This is a genomic window from Streptomyces sp. NPDC004542 (assembly GCF_040610035.1).
GTDB lineage: Bacteria > Actinomycetota > Actinomycetes > Streptomycetales > Streptomycetaceae > Streptomyces.
Genome location: NZ_JBEXLP010000183.1, coordinates 1 through 4,057, shown reverse-complemented (window position 1 = coordinate 4,057; position 4,057 = coordinate 1). Strand labels below are relative to the sequence as shown.

Annotated in this window: 3 protein-coding genes; all 3 read right to left on the bottom strand. The window is 73.7% G+C overall.

All coding sequences use genetic code 11. The features are described 5' to 3' along the window. Window positions 1–125 precede the first annotated feature (125 nt). The 3 genes from ABZX30_RS37780 to ABZX30_RS37770 all read right to left on the bottom strand — a co-directional run bounded on the left by ABZX30_RS37780 (window position 126) and on the right by ABZX30_RS37770 (window position 3,993). Window positions 126–575 (bottom strand): ATP-binding protein, encoded by a 450-nt coding sequence (locus ABZX30_RS37780; protein WP_355942884.1) that lies wholly within the window; start codon window positions 573–575, stop codon window positions 126–128. Window positions 576–920: 345 nt separating this feature from the next. After that, window positions 921–2,663 (bottom strand): pyruvate dehydrogenase, encoded by a 1,743-nt coding sequence (locus ABZX30_RS37775; protein ID WP_355942881.1) that lies wholly within the window; start codon window positions 2,661–2,663, stop codon window positions 921–923. Between the two features lie 28 nt (window positions 2,664–2,691). Continuing rightward, window positions 2,692–3,993: a protein phosphatase 2C domain-containing protein gene (locus ABZX30_RS37770; RefSeq protein WP_355942887.1), complete on the bottom strand. Its 1,302-nt coding sequence runs from the start codon at window positions 3,991–3,993 to the stop codon at window positions 2,692–2,694. Window positions 3,994–4,057: the final 64 nt, after the last annotated feature.

Here is a 4,057-nt window from a genome sequence, read left to right as displayed (position 1 = left end):
GCGGCGACAGCGGCCAGGTGCTCACGGGTGTGGACGGACAGGTCGGTGCTCTTGGGAAAGTACTGCCGCAGCAGACCATTCGTGTTCTCGTTCGATGACCTTCGAAGGTCACGCCCCCGTCCCGTTCACGCGGCTTGCGCGTCGAGTTCGAACCAGACCGACTTCCCCACCCCGTGCGCCCGTACCCCCCACGCGTCGGCGAGGGACTGCACCAGGAGCATGCCCCGGCCGTGCGTGCCGTCGTCGGCGTCCGGCACGCACAGGCGGGGCCTGCGGGCGACGAAGTCCCGTACCTCCACCCGCAGTCCGTGCGGGTCGACCACGGCCGTCAGGACGGCGTCGCGGTCGGTGTGCACGAGCGCGTTGGTGACGAGTTCGCTGGTGAGCAGTTCGGCTATGTCGGAGCGCCCCGGCTTCCCCCACTGTCCGAGGAGTTCGCGCAGCGCCCTGCGGGCCTCGGGCACCGCCCGCAGGTCCGCCCGTCCCAGTCTCCGTCTCAGCTGGGGCGGTCGCGTCCGTTCCGTGGTGTCGGCATCTTCCCCCGCCTGCTTCGCCGAGGAGGCCCCGATGACCACGGGACCGCCCCCTCGTGCCTGCCTCTTCATGTCCCCCGCCCGCACGCCGTCGCCGTTGCCCCTCCTGGTCGAACACGTTCACGGGGATCCATGCCCCATGTGCCGGTGGGCAGTCATGCCCGGCCGCCGACGACCAGCGGTTCGGCCACGGATGCAGCACACCTCGTGCGCGGCTCGAGCGCCGTGGCAACCGCGTTCCGGACGAATGGGCCGCCGCAGTACGTCACGGGCGTACCGACACTCCGGACGGGCGGCACCCGCTTACCGTCCCGGTGACCGCGGCCGGCTCCGCGAAACTGGCCGGAATTGGCCGGTGTCCCACGTGGCCGGCGCCTCAGTGGCCGGTCAGGGCCGGGGAACGTTGCGCAGGTTGGAGCGCGCCATCTGGAGCATGCGGCCCACCCCGCCGTTCAGCACCATCTTCGACGCGGACAGCGCGAACCCGGTGACCATGTCGGCGCTGATCTTCGGCGGGATGGACAGCGCGTTGGGGTCGGTGACGACGTCGACCAGGGCGGGGCCCTTGTACTCGAAGGCCGCCCTCAGCGATCTGGCGAGCTGCTTGGGCTTGTCGACCCGGATCCCGAAGGCGCCGCAGGCGCGGGCGACGGCGGCGAAGTCGGGGTTGGTGTTGGTGGTGCCGTGCGCGGGCAGGCCCGCGACCAGCATCTCCAACTCCACCATGCTGAGCGAGGAGTTGTTGAAGAGCACCACCTTCACCGGCAGGTCGTACTGCACCAGGGTCAGGAAGTCGCCCATCAGCATGCTGAACCCGCCGTCCCCGGACATCGACACCACCTGGCGGCGCCGGTCGGTGAACTGGGCGCCGATCGCCATCGGCAGCGCGTTCGCCATGGACCCGTGGGAGAAGGAACCGATCACCCGGCGACGGCCGTTGGGCGAGACGTAACGGGCGGCCCACACGTTGCACATCCCGGTGTCGACGGTGAACACGGCGTCGTCGGCGGCGAGTTCGTCCAGTACGGCGGCCACGTACTCGGGGTGGACCGGCACGTGCCGTTCCACCTTGCGCGTGTAGGCCTTGACGACCCCCTCCAGCGCGTCCGCGTGCTTCTTCAGCATCCGGTCGAGGAACCGCCGGTCGTCCTTCTGCCGCACCCGGGGGATCAGACAGCGCAGGGTCTCGCGGACGTCGCCCCACACGGCCAGGTCCAGCCGGGACCGGCGGCCCAGCACTTCGGGGCGCACGTCGACCTGGGCGATCCGCACGTCGTCCGGGAGGAAGGCGTTGTACGGGAAGTCGGTGCCGAGCAGGATCAGCAGGTCGCACTCGTGGGTGGCCTCGTAGGCGGCGCCGTAGCCGAGCAGTCCGCTCATGCCGACGTCGTACGGGTTGTCGTACTGGATCCACTCCTTGCCGCGCAGGGCGTGTCCGACCGGGGACTTGATCTTCCCGGCGAACTCCATCACCTCGGCGTGCGCGCCGGCCGTGCCGCTGCCGCAGAACAGGGTGACCCGGCCGGCCTCGTCGATCATCCGGACGAGTTCGTCGATCTCGGCGTCGCCGGGCCGGACGGTGGGCCGGGAGGCGGCGAGCGCCGCCTCGGCGGCCTTCTCCGGGGCGGGCTGGGCGGCGATGTCACCGGGCAGGGACACCACGCTGACCCCGCTGCGGCCGACCGCGTGCTGGATGGCGGTCTGCAGCAGCCGGGGCATCTGCCCGGGGCTGGAGATCAGCTCGCTGTAGTGGCTGCACTCGGCGAACAGCCGGTCGGGGTGGGTCTCCTGGAAGTAGCCCAGGCCGATCTCACTGGACGGGATGTGCGAGGCGAGGGCGAGGACCGAGGCCATGGAGCGGTGGGCGTCGTACAGCCCGTTGATGAGGTGGAGGTTGCCGGGGCCGCAGGAGCCGGCGCAGGCGGCCAGCTTCCCGGTCACCTGCGCCTCCGCGCCGGCCGCGAAGGCGGCGCTCTCCTCGTGGCGTACGTGGATCCAGTCGATCGCGGAGTTGCGGCGCACCGCGTCCACGACCGGGTTGAGGCTGTCACCGACGACGCCGTACAGACGGCGCACGCCGGCCCGGACGAGGATGTCGACGAACTGCTCGGCGACGTTCTGCTTGGCCATGCCTTCCATCAATCCACAGGGGCGGCGGTTACGCCTCCCACACGGCGGCCACCGTCCGGTCGTCGGCGTAGCCCTTCACCCTCACCTGGGTGTCCGCGAGGAACGCGGCGAGGCCGGGCGCGGTGCGGCCGGACCAGCGTCGTGCCAGGTAGGCGCAGAGGGCGGGCTCGCCGCGCAGCGGGTCGGCGAGGCCCGCGGTGCACATCAGCAGAGCGTCACCCGGTCGGGCGACGGAGGCGCGGAACCGGAAGGGTGCACGGGGCGGCGGGGGCGCCGGCTCGAACGGGCTCGGGGGCGTCGGGATGCCGAGGTCCATGGTGAGCCGGTCGCCCTCCGGTGTCCCGGCCGGCGGTGAGCCGAGGCCCAGGACGGGTTCGCCGGTGCCTAAGGCGGCGGAGACCTGTGGCTCCATGTCCTGCCACTCGCCGCCGCGCAGCCGGAACAGTCCGCCCGCGCCGACGCCGAAGAACACCCGCGTACGGCAGTCGGGGTGGGCGGGCAGCAGCAGGCAGCGCAGGGTGGCCGCGTACTCCTCCGGGTCGATGCCCTGTTCGGTGGCGCTGGCGCGGAGCCTGCCGATGCTGCGGTCGGTGAGCCGGTGCAGGCCGGACTTGAGGTTGCCGCGGCGGCCGGCCCGGATGTCCTCGGCCAGGCGCGCGTGGCTGAGTCCCACGGCCCGTCCGATCCACCGGCAGGCCTCGGCGGCGGCCCGGTGCGCGCCCGGTGCGGCCCGGGTCCCGGTCGCCATCGCCACCAGCACCAGCGCCTGCTCCCCGCTGCCGAACCGCGCGGTCAGCAGCGCGTCGCGGCGCGGCTCGCCCCGGAAGCGCGCGGAGTCCCCGCGCACGGACGCGGCCCGCAGCGTGCAGGCCCCGTAGCGCGCCCCGTCCAGCACGGTGTCCGCGACCAGTCCGTCCAGCCCCTCCGGGTCGGCGGCCGGCAGCGCGGTGGGTTCGGGATCGTAGGTGGGCGGCCCGGACCCGACGTAGTCGACTCCGGCGGGGGGCGGCGGGGCGGGGCGACCGAGGTGGGCGCCCCCCGGGCCCGTGCCGTCCGGGACGGCGGGGGCCACGGCCGGCCGCGGGGGCACGGCGGGGCGCGCCGGGGCGGGGCTCTTGCCGTGCGCGGGTCCGGCGTACCCGGACGGCTCCGGTCCGGGCGGGACGACCGGACCCCCGGCCGCCTGCACCGGCTCGAACCCGGGCGGCCGCGGACCCGGCGGCAGAACAGCCGGGGCCTTGGGCACCCCACCGGTCTCCCCCGCGGACCCGGCGGAGCCGGGGCGCGGCTGGGTGCCGTCGGCGGGGGCGGCGGCGCGTCCCCGCGCCACGCGGACCTGCTGGCCCAGGACCTGTCCGACGCCGAACTGGTCCGGCTGATCGACCGGTTCCTGA